The sequence below is a fragment of the Arthrobacter sp. PM3 genome, assembly GCF_003352915.1.
Lineage (GTDB): Bacteria > Actinomycetota > Actinomycetes > Actinomycetales > Micrococcaceae > Arthrobacter.
This window is the reverse complement of record NZ_CP022314.1, coordinates 1,524,141-1,538,085: the sequence shown is the minus strand read 5'-3', so window position 1 is coordinate 1,538,085 and position 13,945 is coordinate 1,524,141. Positions and strand designations below refer to the sequence as shown.

11 protein-coding genes and 1 riboswitch are annotated in these 13,945 nt (G+C 68.4%); of the genes, 10 read left to right on the top strand and 1 reads right to left on the bottom strand.

Features of this window, described 5'->3' with window-relative positions:
* Window positions 1–2 precede the first annotated feature (2 nt).
* Genes CFN17_RS07090 through ndk form a run of 3 tightly spaced genes read left to right on the top strand, consistent with a single transcriptional unit; the run spans window position 3 to window position 2,272 of the window.
* Entirely contained in the window at window positions 3–1,373 is a 1,371-nt protein-coding gene (locus tag CFN17_RS07090; protein ID WP_208750728.1) for a folylpolyglutamate synthase/dihydrofolate synthase family protein, read from the top strand.
* A 3-nt stretch (window positions 1,374–1,376) separates the two neighbouring features.
* Window positions 1,377–1,820 carry a DUF4233 domain-containing protein gene (locus CFN17_RS07085; RefSeq protein WP_208750727.1) on the top strand — a complete coding sequence of 148 codons (444 nt, stop codon included), beginning with the start codon at window positions 1,377–1,379 and terminating at the stop codon, window positions 1,818–1,820.
* A 38-nt stretch (window positions 1,821–1,858) separates the two neighbouring features.
* Window positions 1,859–2,272, top strand: a complete 414-nt coding sequence (gene ndk / locus CFN17_RS07080) for a nucleoside-diphosphate kinase (protein ID WP_208750726.1) — start codon at window positions 1,859–1,861, stop codon at window positions 2,270–2,272.
* Between the two features lie 90 nt (window positions 2,273–2,362).
* Here the strand turns inward: ndk and CFN17_RS07075 are convergent, their stop codons facing one another.
* The gene (locus CFN17_RS07075) at window positions 2,363–3,034 is read right to left on the bottom strand and encodes a vitamin K epoxide reductase family protein (RefSeq protein WP_208750725.1); all 672 of its coding nucleotides are present in this window, start codon (window positions 3,032–3,034) and stop codon (window positions 2,363–2,365) included.
* A gap of 477 nt (window positions 3,035–3,511) precedes the next feature.
* On the opposite strand from CFN17_RS07075, the gene CFN17_RS07070 reads away from it, so the two are divergent.
* From CFN17_RS07070 to CFN17_RS07040, 7 genes are all read left to right on the top strand, one after another.
* On the top strand, window positions 3,512–6,775 hold the full coding sequence (locus CFN17_RS07070; protein ID WP_208750724.1) for an Rne/Rng family ribonuclease: 3,264 nt from the start codon (window positions 3,512–3,514) through the stop codon (window positions 6,773–6,775).
* Window positions 6,776–6,889: 114 nt separating this feature from the next.
* Window positions 6,890–6,987: riboswitch (TPP riboswitch) on the top strand.
* A complete protein-coding gene (locus tag CFN17_RS07065) occupies window positions 6,979–8,601 on the top strand; it encodes a bifunctional hydroxymethylpyrimidine kinase/phosphomethylpyrimidine kinase (protein ID WP_395926508.1) in 1,623 nt (540 codons plus the stop codon). (Overlaps the previous riboswitch by 9 nt.)
* Window positions 8,602–8,987: 386 nt before the next feature.
* Window positions 8,988–9,296, top strand: coding sequence for a 50S ribosomal protein L21 (rplU, locus tag CFN17_RS07060; RefSeq protein WP_090953333.1), 309 nt, complete (start codon window positions 8,988–8,990; stop codon window positions 9,294–9,296).
* A 60-nt stretch (window positions 9,297–9,356) separates the two neighbouring features.
* Window positions 9,357–9,620: a 50S ribosomal protein L27 gene (gene rpmA, locus CFN17_RS07055; RefSeq protein ID WP_009372867.1), complete on the top strand. Its 264-nt coding sequence runs from the start codon at window positions 9,357–9,359 to the stop codon at window positions 9,618–9,620.
* Between the two features lie 116 nt (window positions 9,621–9,736).
* Entirely contained in the window at window positions 9,737–11,326 is a 1,590-nt protein-coding gene (obgE, locus tag CFN17_RS07050; RefSeq protein WP_208750722.1) for a GTPase ObgE, read from the top strand.
* Window positions 11,316–12,503: a glutamate 5-kinase gene (gene proB / locus CFN17_RS07045; protein ID WP_261792397.1), complete on the top strand. Its 1,188-nt coding sequence runs from the start codon at window positions 11,316–11,318 to the stop codon at window positions 12,501–12,503. The genes obgE and proB overlap by 11 nt, the downstream gene beginning before the upstream one ends.
* Window positions 12,504–12,529: 26 nt before the next feature.
* Window positions 12,530–13,915 carry a glutamate-5-semialdehyde dehydrogenase gene (locus CFN17_RS07040; RefSeq protein WP_208750721.1) on the top strand — a complete coding sequence of 462 codons (1,386 nt, stop codon included), beginning with the start codon at window positions 12,530–12,532 and terminating at the stop codon, window positions 13,913–13,915.
* The last annotated feature ends 30 nt before the right edge of the window (window positions 13,916–13,945 follow it).

The window sequence follows — 13,945 nt, the reverse complement described above, 5'->3', positions numbered from 1 at the left end:
CCATGTCATTCGAACCGACCGACGAATTCTCCGTGGAAAGCGTCTACGCCGAACTCCTGGGCCGGGCGCCGGAAAACAAGATGGAACCGCGGCTTGCCCCGCTGTTCCGCGCGATGGAGATCCTGGGGGAGCCGAACAAGGCGTTCCCGATCATCCACGTCACCGGCACCAACGGCAAAACCTCCACGGCCCGGATGATCGAGGCCGGGCTGCGCGCCCACGGCCTGAGCACCGGCCGCTACACAAGCCCGCACCTGTCCAAGGTCACCGAACGGATCAGTATCGACGGCGCGCCGGTGCCGGATGAGACTTTCGTGCGCATCTGGGACGAGATCCGGCCGTACCTGCAGATCGTGGACAGTGAACTCGAAGCTGAGGGCCAGCCGCGCCTGACCTACTTCGAGTGCCTGACCATCCTGGGCTTCGCGATCTTCGCGGACCAGCCGGTCAACGTCGCCGTGATCGAAGTGGGCCTGGGCGGCATCACCGACGCCACAAACGTCGGCGACGGCCAGGTCTCCGTGGTCACGCCGATCTCCCTGGACCACACGGAGCTCCTGGGCGACACCACCGGGGACATCGCCTACGAGAAGGCCGGCATCATCAAGCCCGGCGGCTTCCTGGTCAGCGCGGCGCAGCCGGTGGACGCGGCCCAGGTCCTGCTCGAGAAGGCCCGGGAAGTCAACGTGCCGTTCCGCTTCGAGGGCGTGGAGTTCGGCGTGGAGTCCCGCACGGTCGCCGTCGGCGGCCAGATGGTCACCATCCAGGGCCTCGCCGGCCGCTACGAGGACCTGCTGGTGCCGCTGCACGGCGCGCACCAGGCCGAGAACGCCGCCGTCGCGATTGCCGCGCTCGAAGCGTTCTTCGGCGGTGAAAAGGCGATCGACACTGAAATCCTGCAGGAGGCCTTCGCCACCGTCACGTCCCCGGGCCGGCTCGAGGTGGTCCGCAACTCACCGACGATCCTGGTGGACGCCGCCCACAACCCCGCGGGCATCAGGGTTTCCGCCGAAGCCATCCACGAGGCGTTCAACTTCACCAAGCTCGTGGTGGTGGTGGGCGTCCTGAAGGAAAAGGACGCCGAGGAGATCCTCCGCCAGCTCAAGGAGTCCCTGGGCGCACTCGCCACCGAATACTGCTTCACCCAGTCCAACTCGCCCCGGGCCGTGCCGGCCGAGGAGCTCGCCGAGATCGCCCTCGATCTCGGGTTCGGCGAGGAAAACATCCACGTGGCCGAAAAACTCGACGACGCCCTCGAATGGGCCGTGGAACGCGCCGACGCCGACAACGAGCCCGCCGGCGGGGTCCTCGTGACCGGTTCGATCACACTTGTCGCCGATGCCCGGATCCTGCTCGGAAAGGCGGACTCGTAAACGATGGCCAAACTGACCAAAGCCCAGCGCGAATGGCGCCCGGGCATGCCCAAAAAGCGGCGCTCCACCAAGGTCCTGTTCGCCTCCACGGTCCTGCTGCTGGAAGCATTCGTGGTCCTCTTCGGGATGCTGGCCGTCTTCGGGCTGCACCGGAACGAGATTCCGGCCACCGTCGTCTTCCCCGTGGGGATCGGCCTGTGCCTGCTGTACATCTTCACCTGCGCGGTGCTCACGAAACCGTGGGGGGTGGCCCTCGGCTGGGTCCTGCAGCTCGTCCTGATCCTTGCCGGCCTCGTGGAACCCGCCATGTATGTGGTCGGCGGCCTCTTCGCCGTGGCCTGGTGGTACGGCATCCGCACCGGGATCCGGATTGACCGGGAAGCCGCCCAGCGGGAGCGCGAGCAGGCCGAATGGGAAGCCGCCCACCCCGAAGAGCAGACCAACTAGACTTAGTCCGAACCCCACCCCAACACATTGGAGCAGCTGTGAGCATTGAGCGCACCCTCGTCCTGATCAAGCCCGACGGCGTCGCCCGCAACCTCTCCGGCGCCATCCTGGCCCGGATCGAAGCCAAGGGCTACACCCTGGCCGAGCTCAAAAAAGTCGACGCGAGCCGCGAACTGCTGGAGCAGCACTACGAGGAGCACGTCGGCAAGCCGTTCTACGAGCCGCTGGTTGAGTTCATGCTCAGCGGCCCGGTGGTCGCCGCGATCTTCGAAGGCCACCGCGTGATCGAGGGCTTCCGCTCCCTCGCCGGCACCACGGACCCGACGACGGCGGCACCCGGCACCATCCGCGGCGACTTCGGCCGCGACTGGGGCCTGGCCGTGCAGCAGAACCTGGTCCACGGCTCGGATTCAGCGGAATCCGCCGAGCGTGAGATCAAGATCTGGTTCTAAGGTTCCGCCGGCCGCGGTGGCGGCGCAAAAAAGCCGGGGCTGGTGTTCGATTCCGAACACCAGCCCCGGCTTTTCGCGTAGGTGCTGCTTTTAGTAGCCGGACGTCCCGATGAAGACCTGGATGAAGGCGAAGAAGATCGAGGCGATGACGCCCACGTACAGCAGGGCGACGATGATCCAGCCGGAGTCGCCCAGGACCTTGGTGGGTCCCGCGGGAAGCGCGATCACGCCGTGGGTGATGTTGCGGACCGTCACCCAGACGAACAGCGGGATCATGGCGGCCCAGACGATCATGCAGAACGGGCAGAGGATGTGGATGGAATAGAGAGCCTGGGACCACAGCCAGACGACGAAGACGAAGCCCAGCGTGACGCCCGTCTGAAGCCCCAGCCAGTACCAGCGGGAGAATTTGGCGCCGGCCAGCAGGCCCATGGCTGTGGTGATGATCACCGCGAACGCGACGATGCCGATGAACATGTTCGGGAATCCGAACACGGAACTTTGCGGCGTCTGCATCACCTGGCCGCAGGAAATCCACGGATTCACATCGCAGATCGTGACGTGGTTCGGGTTCTTCAGGACTTCCAGTTTCTCCAGGACCAGGGCGCCGGAGGCGAGCCAGCCGACCACGCCGGTGATCAGCAGTAGCCAGGCGAACGGGCGGTCACGGGTCATCGCGGGAAGGGGACGGTCCGCGGAGGCCGTGCCGGCGTCCGGAAGATGCACGGTCGCGTCGCCGGACGTGCTGGAAATCTCGGGCATGGAATGTGTGTCCTTTTGATCGTTTTGACCGTGTGCTTCTGGCCTGATTGTAACGCCGCAGACTGGACGGAACCGCAGAGTACCGGCCACCTCGTAACGTAGCCGCCGGCGCACTTCCAGCCCGGCCTACGCCAGCTTTGACGGCTCCTGTGAGACAATGATCGTGGCTGGAACCCGATCCACATCCGGATTCCGGTCCGGCGATTTTGTTTCAAGACCGCCAATGATGAGCAGGGAGCTGCGGATCCTCATGGTTCCGGCTGTCCCGCAATGCCATTGGACGGCACCTGGTTGTGACGTTTGGGTCAACGGGTTCCACAACAATCTCGCCGGCCCTCCAGGGCTGCCGCACCCCACTGTCGGTGCGAACCTGAGGGTACCCAATTGACTTCTGTCAATGCCCGCGGGTGTTGACGCATATTTGCCCCAACGGGCGCCGGATGTGGCGGCGCATCAGGGGCAGGAGTGTCGCCACATATGGATAATGACCAGGTTGTAGCCGGTAACGAAGAACGAGCAGTTGCCGGGGAAAATGCTGAAACGGCCGAAACCGAGGCTCCGGCAGCGCCGAAGAGGGCGGTCCGGACCCGGCGCAAGGCGCCCGTCGCAAAGGTGGACGCCGCGGCGGCCGCGGAGGCCGTCGCTGAGGCGGCGGCCCTGGCAGCCGCTGCTGAGTCGGATGAGCCCCTCCCCGCTTCGGAAGCGGCCGGAACGACTGATGCCGCCCCTGAAAGCGCTGCTGCCCCAGAGAGCAAGGCCAAGGCGCCGGCACGGCGCACCCGTGCCCGCAAGCCGGTGACCGCGCCGGAACCACTGCCTGCGTTCGCCGAGGAAGCCGACGCCGGCGTTCCCGCCGGTGCAGCCGAGGTTGCCCCTGCAGCCGCCGAGCCTGCCGTCGCCGAGAAGCCGGTCCGGCGCCGGGCCACCCGGGCCAAGGCCGCCCCCAAAGCCGAAGCGGCGGCAGAGACACCCGCAGCGGCCCCCGCAGGGGAGGCCCCGGCCGAAGCCGCCACAGCCGAGGCAAGCGCAGCAGCGCCCGCTGAAGCTCCGGCCGAAGCGGCACCCGTGGAGACCGCCCCCGCCGCGGCGGCCGCCGCTGAAGAAGCCCCCGCCGAAGCTCCCGCCGAGCCGGCGGCCGCCGAGGCGCGGTCCGAGGAACCGACGGAACGCCCGGCCTCGTCGCTGTTCCTGGAGCCTGGTGCGCTGACGTCCGTGATCTTCCAGGCCCCCGACCTCAGCACTGTGGTGCGCCCGGCCCCGGCGGCCGCCGAAACCGAAGAAGAGGAAGCCGACGAGGACGAGGACGCCGGCAGCCGCCGTCGCCGCCGCAGCCGCGGCCGGCGCGGTCGCAGTCGTACCGCCGCCGAGTCCGGCACCGAAGGTGAAGGCACCGACGAAGAAGGCGACGAAGGCCAGGACGTGGCGCTCGAGGACGGGGTGACCTCGCGCCGCCGTCGTCGCCGCCGCCGCGGCGACCAGGACCTGGAACTGACCGGCGGCGGGGACGACGATCCGCCCAACACGGTCACCCGGGTGCGTGCGCCCCGCGCGATCAGCGAAGCCCCGGCCAGCAACCGGGTCACCTCGGTCAAGGGTTCCACCCGGCTCGAGGCCAAGAAGCAGCGCCGCCGCGAATCCCGCGACACAGGCCGCCGCCGCACCGTCATCACGGAGGCCGAGTTCCTGGCCCGCCGCGAATCCGTGGACCGGCAGATGATCGTCCGCCAGCGCGACGACAGAATCCAGATCGGCGTCCTCGAAGACGGCGTCCTGGCCGAGCACTTCGTGTCCAAGACCCAGCAGGACTCCCTGATCGGCAACGTCTACCTGGGCAAGGTCCAGAATGTGCTGCCCTCCATGGAAGCTGCATTCGTGGACATCGGACGCGGCCGCAACGCCGTCCTGTACGCCGGCGAAGTCAACTGGGACGCCGTCAACCTCGAGGGCAAGCAGCGGCGGATCGAGAACGCGCTCAAGTCCGGCGACTCCGTCCTGGTCCAGGTCACCAAGGACCCGGTCGGCCACAAGGGCGCCCGGCTCACCAGCCAGATCTCGCTGCCGGGCCGCTACCTGGTGTACGTGCCCGGCGGCTCCATGACCGGCATCTCCCGCAAGTTGCCCGACGTCGAACGCAACCGCCTCAAGCGGATCCTCAAAGACCGCCTGCCCGAGGACGCGGGCGTCATTGTCCGCACCGCGGCCGAGGGCGCGTCCGAGGAAGAACTGACGCACGACATCAACCGCCTCCGCGCACAGTGGGAAGGCATCGAGAACCAGTCGACGTCCTCGAAGATCCTGGCCCCCGAGCTCCTCTACGGCGAGCCTGACCTGACCATCAAGGTGGTCCGTGACGTCTTCAACGAGGACTTCTCCAAGCTGATTGTCTCCGGCGAGGAGGCCTGGGACACCATCGAGGCCTACGTGACCTACGTGGCACCGGACCTGGTGGGCCGGCTCGAGAAGTGGACCAAGGACACGGACATCTTCGCGGCCTGGCGCATCGACGAGCAGATTCACAAGGCGCTGGACCGCAAGGTCTTCCTGCCCTCGGGCGGTTCCCTGGTGATCGACCGTACCGAAGCCATGACCGTGGTGGACGTCAACACCGGCAAGTTCACCGGCTCCGGCGGCAACCTTGAGGAAACTGTCACCAAGAACAACCTCGAAGCGGCCGAGGAAGTCGTCCGGCAGCTGCGCCTGCGCGACATCGGCGGCATCATCGTGATCGACTTCATCGACATGGTGCTCGAATCCAACCGCGACCTCGTGCTCCGCCGCCTGGTGGAATGCCTGGGCCGGGACCGGACCAAGCACCAGGTGGCCGAGGTGACTTCGCTGGGCCTCGTGCAGATGACCCGCAAACGGATGGGCACCGGGCTGCTGGAAGTCTTCGGCGAACAGTGTGAAGCCTGCGCCGGACGCGGCGTCGTCACCCACGACGAACCGGTCGAGCACCGGCGCGCCAACACGGTCGCGGCGGAGCACTACGTCCCGCGGACCGAGGCCCAGCCTGCCGCCCGCACCGAGCGCAAGAGCCGCCGCCGCGGCCGGGGCCAGGGCCCGGAGTCCGCTCCGTCCGCACCGGCCGCCGCCCACCCCGAGCCGACCGAGGCCGAAAGCCACGCCAAGGCCGAAGCCACCCGCGCCGCGCTGGCGAAGGTCGCCGCCGCGGCCCACGCCGCCCACCTGCACGACGGGGAAGCTGCCGCGGCCAGCGAAGCGGGGGCCCGCCAGGCCGCCGTCGACGCCGTCAGGAAGCTCGCCGAGGTTGAAGCCGCCGCCGGGGAAGCATCTGGCGAAGCTCCCGGTGAAGCCCCCGCCCGGCCTGCCGCCGTGCTGACCTTCGGCGGTGAGCAGGTTGCGCTGCCATTTGTTGAGCACGCCGACGACACCCCGGCCCCGGCGCTGAGCCTGGATCTGCTGACCGAAGCCTTCGCCAACCTGGGCGAGGCCGAGGCAGCCAAGCAGGACGAACCCGAGGCTGCCAAGCAGGACGAGGCCGCGCCGGCAGCGCGTGCTGCGGAAACCACGGCACCGCGTGCCCGCCGCGGCCGCCGCAACCGGAGCGCCAGCCGCGCCCAGGGCGCAGCCAACGAGACCTCGGTGGAGCACCACGAGGCAACCGGGCATGCTGCGGCCGGCTCGGTCCACGAGGCGAAGGCGCCCGCGGCCCGGCCGGTTGTCCCGGCCGGCAGCGAGCCGATCATCCTCGGCGTCGGCGTCCCGGCATCGGAGCTGTAAAACCTCAGCACTGACCCGGCGGGCCCGGGCCGGAGCAGGCGTAACAATACGTCCGCTCCGGCCCGGGCCCGTCCTGCCGTTAACTGGCCCGGCCCGGGTCAGCGGTTAGGCTGGAACCCTGACACGGGGTGCCGCGCATTCGGCCGGCTGAGATCCAGACCCGTTGAACCTGTCCGGTTAGCACCGGCGAAGGGATGTCTGACATGACCTCACCCTTGAAACAGTCCGGTTTTTTGCCCGCTGATTCTCTGTCGTCCGGGCCTCGCCCAGGGTTTCAGCCGTCCGAGCCCGTCCGCGTTCCGCGCGTGCTGGCCATCGCCGGCTCCGATCCTTCCGGCGGGGCCGGGATCCAGGCCGACCTGAAGAGCATCGCGGCCCACGGCGGCTACGGCATGGCGGCCATCACGGCCCTGACGGCGCAGAACACGCGCGGCGTGCGGGCCGTGCATGTACCTCCGGCCGGGTTCCTCACCGCGCAGCTGGACGCCATCAGCGATGACATCGGCATCGACGCGGTCAAAATCGGCATGCTGGGCGACGCCGCGGTGATCGATGCCGTGGGCACCTGGCTGGAGAAGGTGCGCCCCGCCGTCGTGGTCCTGGATCCGGTGATGGTTGCCACCAGCGGTGACCGCCTCCTGCAGGAATCGGCCGAGGCGGCCCTGCAGTCACTCCTGCCGCTGGCGGACCTCATCACGCCGAACCTTGCCGAACTCGCCATCCTGCTCAAGGAACCGGTCGCGGGGGACTGGGCCGAGGCCCTGGCCCAGGGCAAACGCCTGGCTGCGCTGACCGGCACCACGGTGCTGGTGAAGGGCGGGCACCTCGCCGGCAGCACCAAGGACGACGGCGACCACAACGACGGCGCCGCACCGGCCGGGGAGGGCTGCCCGGACGCGCTGGTCAACACCGGGGGCCTGCTGGGCCAGGAGACCGTGGTGGTGCCGGGGGAGCGGATCGCCACGACCAACAGCCACGGCACCGGATGCTCCCTGTCCTCGGCCATGGCGACGGTGCAAGCCAGGACGGGGGACTGGGAGCAGTCGCTGCGGGAGGTCAAGCCGTGGCTGCTCGGCGCGCTCCGCGAAGCCACGGTCCTGGACGTCGGCACAGGGAACGGTCCGGTCCATCACTTCCACCACGTGCAGGGCCGCGCAGCAAGCATGGGACCGGCTGAGGGCGAGTTCGCCGCGGCCCTGCGTGCCGGGGCCTCAGCCGACCTCGACGCCATCTACGCCCTGGACTTCATCCGCGGACTCGCCGAGGGCACGCTGCCCGAGCACGAGTTCGCCTACTACCTGGCCCAGGACGCCATCTACCTCAATGGCTACGCCCGGGTCCTGGCCCGAGCCGCCGCGATCGCTCCGACCGAGGCCGAGCAGCTGTTCTGGGCCCGCTCTGCGCAGACGTGCCTCGAAGTGGAGTCCGAGCTGCACCGTTCCTGGCTCAGCACCCGCCCCGCACAGGCCGCACTGGGACCGGTCACGAAGTCCTACGTGGACCACTTGCTGGCCGCGTCTGTGTCCGGCAGCTACGGGGTGCTCGTGGCGGCGGCCCTGCCGTGCTTCTGGCTCTACGCCGAGGTCGGCGCCACCCTGCACGCGGAGTTCCTGGCCGGGGGCGCCCCGGAGGCGCACCCCTACGCCGACTGGCTGCGGACCTACGCCGACGAGGACTTCGCCGCCGCGACCCGGCAGGCCATCGCGTTCACTGACGCGGCGGCCCGGCGGGCCTCCGCCGGCGAACGGGAGGCCATGGCCTTGGCGTTCCGGCAGTCCTCGCGCTATGAAGTGCAGTTCTTCGACGCGCCGAGGCTCCACGCCTGACCCGGCCGGCGCCCCGCAGCCGGTACGATGGTGGGGCACGGTTCCGGCAGTCGTTGCGGCACCACAGGTTAGAGGGCACAGGGCTTAAGGCCACTGAGCCGGACATTGTGGTGCTTATCACGGACTACCCGCCGGAACCAGCCTCATTTGCGGCCGAAGGCGAAATTAGCGTATTCTAGATCTTCGGTGCTTACGCCAACACTTGGGTTATACCCCTGAGAACTGTCCGCTTTGGAACTCCAAATGGATCAGTCGCGGGGATAGCTCATGGGTTCCCCCGGGGAATCCACCGGCGTTGAGGCACAGCGTGAGCCGGTCCAAAAACTTTGGTCCCAGGTTCCGCACGCAAATCTAGTAATAAACGTCGAGAGAAGTGAGTCCCCCAAGTGGTGTACGCGATTGTCCGCGCAGGCGGCCGCCAAGAGAAGGTTTCCGTTGGAGACTTCGTTACCCTGAACCGCGTCGCCGGTGGCGCCGGCAGCACCATTGAGCTGCCCGCACTGCTCCTGGTTGACGGCGAGAAGGTCACGTCCGCTGCTGCGGACCTGGCCAAGGTAACCGTTACGGCTGAGATCCTCGAAGACCTCCGTGGTCCGAAGATCGTCATCCAGAAGTTCAAGAACAAGACCGGCTACAAGAAGCGCCAGGGTCACCGTCAGGAACTGACCAAGGTCAAGATCACCGGTATCAAGTAACCTCCCGTTACTGTTCAGGTTTTCAACAGATTCCCCAGAATTTAAAGGCAGGCATTTCACATGGCACATAAAAAAGGCGCGAGTTCCACCCGCAACGGTCGTGACTCCAACGCTCAGTACCTCGGCGTCAAGCGCTTCGGCGGCCAGGTAGTTTCCGCAGGCGAGATCATCGTCCGCCAGCGCGGCACCCACTTCCACCCGGGTGCAGGCGTGGGCCGCGGCGGCGACGACACCCTGTTCGCCCTGACCCCCGGCGCCGTCGAGTTCGGCACCCGCCGCGGTCGTCGCGTTGTGAACATCGTGGCTGCAGCAGCTGCAGAGTAACAACAAGTTCCAAGTCGGTGGGGCGGGCCAGTAGGTCCGCTCCACCGGTGTTTTAACCGCATTACAATCAACTGGGGCCTTCTTGGGCCCCGGGGAACAGCACTGAGGAGATCCACGTGGCCAGCTTTGTAGACCGGGTAGTACTGCACGTATCCGGCGGTAGCGGCGGCCACGGCTGCGTTTCCGTGCACCGGGAGAAGTTCAAGCCCCTCGGCGGTCCCGACGGCGGCAACGGCGGCAACGGCGGCGACGTCATCCTGCGGGTCGACCCGCAGACCACCACCCTCCTGGACTACCACCACGCCCCGCACCGGCACGCGACCAACGGCGGTCCCGGCATGGGTGACTGGCGCGGCGGCAAGAACGGCGAGACCCTGATCCTCCCGGTTCCCGAGGGCACCGTGGTGAAGTCCAAGTCCGGCGAAGTCCTGGCCGACCTCGTTGGCGAAGGCGCCGAATACGTTGCTGCCGCCGGCGGCATTGGTGGCCTCGGCAACGCCGCGCTGTCCTCGCAGAAGCGGCGCGCCCCGGGCTTCGCGCTGCTCGGCATCGAAGGCGAATCCAGCGACATCGTCCTGGAACTGAAGACCATCGCCGACATCGCCCTGGTCGGTTTCCCCTCCGCCGGCAAGTCAAGCCTCATCGCGGCGATGTCCGCAGCGCGGCCCAAGATCGCCGATTACCCCTTCACCACCCTCATCCCCAATCTGGGCGTCGTCCAGGCCGGGGACGTGCGCTTCACGATCGCTGACGTCCCGGGCCTGATCGAGGGCGCCAGCGAGGGCAAGGGCCTGGGCCACAACTTCCTGCGGCACGTGGAGCGCTGCGCCGCACTGGTGCACGTGCTGGACTGCGGAACGCTGGAATCGGACCGTGATCCGCTCTCCGACCTCGCCATCATCGAGGCCGAGCTCGAGAAGTACGCCGTGGACATGAGCTACGCCGGCAGCGACGGCGAAGTGGTTCCGCTGAACCACCGCCCCCGCCTGGTGGCCCTGAACAAGGTGGACCTGCCGGATGGCAAGGACATGGCCGAGTTCGTCCGCCCCGAACTGGAATCCCGCGGCTACAAGGTCTTCGAGATCTCCGCGACGAGCCACGAAGGCCTGCGCCAGCTGGGCTTCGCCATGGCCGAGATCGTCAAGAATGCCCGCGACGCCGTCGCCGCCACCCCGCCGAAGGTGCACGCTCCGGTGCTGCGCCCGCGCGCCGTCAACGAAACCGGCTTCACCATCCGACGCGAGGAGAAGAACCTCGAACCGCTCTTCCGTGTCCTCGGCGACAAGCCTGTGCGCTGGGTCAAGCAGACCGACTTCACCAACGAGGAAGCGATCGGCTACCTCGCCGACCGCCTCGCGAAGCTCGGCGTCGAAACCGAACTCTTCAAGCAGGGCGCCAAGCCGGGCGACACCGTGGTGATCGGCGAGGACGACGGCGTCGTCTTCGACTGGGAGCCGACCATGATGGCCGGCGCCGAACTGCTCGCCTCGCCGCGCGGCACCGACGTGCGCTTCGCCGACATCGGCGACCGCCCGACGCGCGGCCAGAAGCGCGAGGAACAGCAGGAGCGCCGCGAGGCCAAAGCCGCAGCCCGTGCCGAGCTCGAAGCGGAGCGCAAGGCCGGCATCTGGACCGAGTCCGTCAGCGGCCGCCGCGCCCGGCAGCCGCTGAAGGAGAGTGGACTGGGCGAAGCCGATGACGAGTAAGACCGTCGTCGAGCACCGTTCCCGGCCGGCCGCCGCCCACACCCTGAAGGCGCACGAGCTGCCGGCCCCGGACCGCTCGGCGCTTTCCGGGGCCCGCCGGATCGTCGTCAAGGTGGGATCGTCGTCCCTGACGTCGATCAGGGGCGGAATCTCGGAAGAGGCCGTGACAAACCTCGCCGACGCCCTGGCGCACAAGCGCAACGCCGGCGCGGAAATCATCCTGGTGTCCTCCGGTGCGATCGCCGCCGGCCTGGCCCCGCTGGGACTCGAGAAACGCCCGCGCGACCTCGCCACCCAGCAGGCGGCCGCCAGCGTGGGCCAGGGCCTCCTCATGGCGCGGTACACGCACGCGTTCGGCGCGCACGGGGTCACCGTCAGCCAGGTACTCCTGACCGCCGATGACTTCATGCGCCGCAGCCAGCACACCAACGCGTTCCGTGCACTGGACCGGCTCCTGAACCTTGGTGTGGTCCCGGTGGTCAACGAAAACGACACCGTCGCCACCCACGAAATCCGCTTCGGCGACAACGACCGGCTCGCCGCCCTCGTGGCCCACCTGGTCCGGGCCGACGCGCTCGTGCTGCTGTCCGACGTCGACTCCCTCTACGATGGTCCGCCGTCGCACGGTGCCAAACGGATTCCGCACGTCTCCGGCCCCCACGACCTCGACGGCGTGTCGATCGGAAGCGCCGGCAAAGCCGGCGTGGGTACCGGCGGCATGGCGACCAAGGTCGAAGCCGCCGGCATCGCCGCCGGCTCCGGCATCCACGCCCTCGTGACGTCCACGCCCAACGCGGCGGCGGCACTGGCGGGGGAGGACGTGGGAACGTGGTTCTCCGTCAACGGCGCACGCAAGCCGATCCGGCTCCTGTGGCTCGCCCACCTGGCGTCCGTCCAAGGCACACTGGTGCTCGACGACGGCGCCGTCAAGGCCGTCCGCGACCGCCACACCTCGCTGCTGCCGGCCGGGATCGCCGCGGTGCACGGCCACTTCGAGGCCGGTGACGCCGTGGAGATGGTTTCCCCCGACCACACCGTCATCGCGCGCGGACTGGTGAACTATTCCGCCGCCGAGCTGCCCCAAATGCTCGGTCGTTCCACCCGTGAGCTCGGCAAGGCACTGGGCCGGGGCTATGACCGCGAAGTTGTTCATGTTGACGATCTGGTGCTGGTCTAGGACTCCTGCTCGCCTAAACTGGACCTATGACTGAGGCCCTGACTTCCGCTGCCGTGCCCGCCGACAACGCACCCTCCGATGCTGCCGCTGCCGGCGGCACTGTGCCCGCCCAGGGGTTCGGATCGCCGGGTCCGGCACCTGAAGCAGTGGCGGCCGACGTCGAAGCCGCCGTCCACGCCATCGCCGACCGCTCGCGCCATGCGTCCCGCAAGATGGCGCACGCCAACCGGGCCTGGAAGGACCGTGGCCTGCGCGCCATCGGCAAGGCGCTGCTGGAGCACAAGAGCCAGATCCTCGCCGCCAACGCCAAGGACATCGCGGCCGGCCGCGCCAACGGCACCAGCACGGCCCTCCTGGACCGCCTGACCCTGAACGACGCACGCATCACAGCCCTCGCCGCTGCCCTGGAGAACCTCGCCACCCTGCCCGATCCGGTCGGGAACGTGGTGCGCGGCCAAACCCTGCCCAACGGGCTGCGCCTCCGCCAAGTCAACGTCCCCATGGGCGTCGTGGCCGCGATCTACGAGGCCCGTCCCAACGTCACCGTCGATATCGCCGGCCTGGCCCTGAAGAGCGGAAACGCCGTGATCCTGCGCGGCGGAACCGCCGCCGCCGCGACCAATTCCGCCCTCGTCACGATCCTCCGGGACGCCCTGGAATCGGTGGGCCTGCCCGCCGACGCCGTCCAGACCGTGGACCAGTACGGCCGCGACGGCGCCAACGCGCTCATGCGGGCCCGCGGCCGGGTCGACGTCCTCATTCCCCGCGGCGGCCGCGAACTCATCCAGGCCGTCGTGACCAACTCCTCCGTCCCGGTCATCGAGACCGGCGAAGGCAACGTCCACATCTTCCTCGACGCGTCCGCCAGCGAGGACATGGCCGTCGACATCCTGCTCAACGCCAAGACCCAGCGGCCCAGCGTCTGCAACACGGTGGAAACCCTCCTGGTGCACTCCAAGTCGACTGTCCTGCCCGCCGTCGCGGCCGCCCTGCACTCCGCCGGGGTCACCCTGCACGCTGACCAGCGCATCCGCGCCGCCCTGCCGGCGTCCATCGACTCCGTGCCCGCCACAGAGGAGGACTGGGCCACCGAATACATGGACCTGGACCTGGCCGTGGCCATGGTGGACAGCCTGGACGAGGCGGTGCGGCACATCCGCAAGTGGTCCACCGGCCACACCGAGGCGATCCTGACCAACGACCTCGCCAACGCGGAGCGCTTCATCGCCGAGATCGATTCGGCGGCCGTGATTGTGAACGCCTCCACCCGCTTCACCGACGGCGGGGAACTCGGCCTCGGCGCCGAGGTGGGGATCTCCACCCAGAAGCTCCATGCCCGGGGCCCCATGGGGCTGACGGAACTGACCACCACCAAGTGGATCGTGCAGGGCGAGGGCCAGATCCGGGGTTAGCAACCCTGTAACATGGAACGGAAGACCGGA

Excerpts from the sequence above, each read along its gene's own strand:
- CFN17_RS07090 (WP_208750728.1), top strand. The coding sequence starts at position 3 with ATGTCATTCGAACCGACCGACGAATTCTCCGTGGAAAGCGTCTACGCC.
- CFN17_RS07085 (WP_208750727.1), top strand. The coding sequence starts at position 1,377 with ATGGCCAAACTGACCAAAGCCCAGCGCGAATGGCGCCCGGGCATGCCC.
- CFN17_RS07075 (WP_208750725.1), bottom strand. The coding sequence starts at position 3,034 with ATGCCCGAGATTTCCAGCACGTCCGGCGACGCGACCGTGCATCTTCCG.
- CFN17_RS07070 (WP_208750724.1), top strand. The coding sequence starts at position 3,512 with ATGGATAATGACCAGGTTGTAGCCGGTAACGAAGAACGAGCAGTTGCC.
- CFN17_RS07065 (WP_395926508.1), top strand. The coding sequence starts at position 6,979 with ATGACCTCACCCTTGAAACAGTCCGGTTTTTTGCCCGCTGATTCTCTG.
- rpmA (WP_009372867.1), top strand. The coding sequence starts at position 9,357 with ATGGCACATAAAAAAGGCGCGAGTTCCACCCGCAACGGTCGTGACTCC.
- proB (WP_261792397.1), top strand. The coding sequence starts at position 11,316 with ATGACGAGTAAGACCGTCGTCGAGCACCGTTCCCGGCCGGCCGCCGCC.
- CFN17_RS07040 (WP_208750721.1), top strand. The coding sequence starts at position 12,530 with ATGACTGAGGCCCTGACTTCCGCTGCCGTGCCCGCCGACAACGCACCC.